1 protein-coding gene is annotated in these 1,227 nt (G+C 63.5%); it reads right to left on the bottom strand.

Going from position 1 to position 1,227, the window contains the following annotated elements:
* Window positions 1-238 precede the first annotated feature (238 nt).
* Window positions 239-928 (bottom strand): nucleoside/nucleotide kinase family protein, encoded by a 690-nt coding sequence (locus tag AC1DEY_RS23550; RefSeq protein ID WP_476870109.1) that lies wholly within the window; start codon window positions 926-928, stop codon window positions 239-241.
* Window positions 929-1,227 lie beyond the last annotated feature (299 nt).

Raw genomic sequence — 1,227 nt, forward strand, 5'->3', positions numbered from 1 at the left:
GCCCCGGTGTGATCATGCACCGGGGCTGTTCTGCTGTCGGGTTCTAGGATGCGGTGGTTGCGCCAGCGAAAGGCAGTCCGACCTCCACACCGATAGCGGTGACTATGACGAGCGGCCACTCAGAAGAGGCGATGGCAGGTTATGTGAGCACTATCGATGAGCCTCGTCGGGCATTTGTGTCCCAGGCAGTGAGTAAAGCCGCAGTACCTGTGAAGCCGGCGGCTCGGTTTCTGGCCGCTTACTCGCGGCCGGGCGCCGAGACGGTCGCCGGTGTGTGCTCGATGACGAGTGTGCTGCGCTGGCTTCCTGGTGCTATCAGGCGGGCATTGCGTTCGTCATTGCCGGTTGCACGCCATTCGGCGATGGCGGCGTCGTTGTCGAACCTCAGGTGCCGGRCGGTGAGCCGGCGCAGGCGTTCGCCCTGTTCGAGTTCCACGAACCAGGTTTCATCCAGGAGGGATGCGACCTCGTTCCATGGGGCCTCGTCCAAGAGAAGGTAGTTGCCCTCGGTGATGATCAGGCGTGTTTCCGGCGGGACGGCGATGGCCCCGGCGATCGCGTCGTTGACTTCGCGGCGGAACACCGGTGCGAAGATTTCCCGCGCGGTCTCTGAGCGCAGCCGGCGGAGCAACGCGACGTAACCGGCACCGTCGAAGGTGTCCGGAGCGCCCTTGCGGTGCTCAAGCCCGCGGGACTCGAGCAGCGACTGCGCCAGGTGATATCCGTCCATGGGGACCAGGGCGACCTGCCGGGGATGGTTGGTGAGCAGGTGCTCCAGCAGCCATCCGGAGATGGTGGATTTTCCGGCACCGGGCGCCCCGGCTATTCCGAGCAGGCACCGTCTGTGCCGCTGGAGCAGCGCTTCAGCCCGGGCGAGGAGCTGCTGCTGGCCTTTTGCGTCCCAGCGCAGGTGCAACGGGGTGTTCATCGCTTCTTCCTTCCGGCTCCCGCCTGGACCAGGACAGGAGGGTCACCGGTGTTCTACGGCATCACGGTACATCGGCGTGGACAATGTCCACACAACCTTTGCCGGACAGACGCCAGAAACTTCCCGCAGGTCATGTCATCACCACAACTCCGGGAGATGAACAGGTACAAGGCCGACCACGTCCGAGACAAACAGCAAGAAAGGAGGCCCGAATGATCCCAAGTCGTAGCAAGTCATGCAGTTCCAAGCGCCCCCGGCCATGAAGGACTAAGCAGCAACACTGCTGTCCACGTCAAGAG

It is taken from the genome of Arthrobacter sp. 05T47 (genome assembly GCF_056395825.1).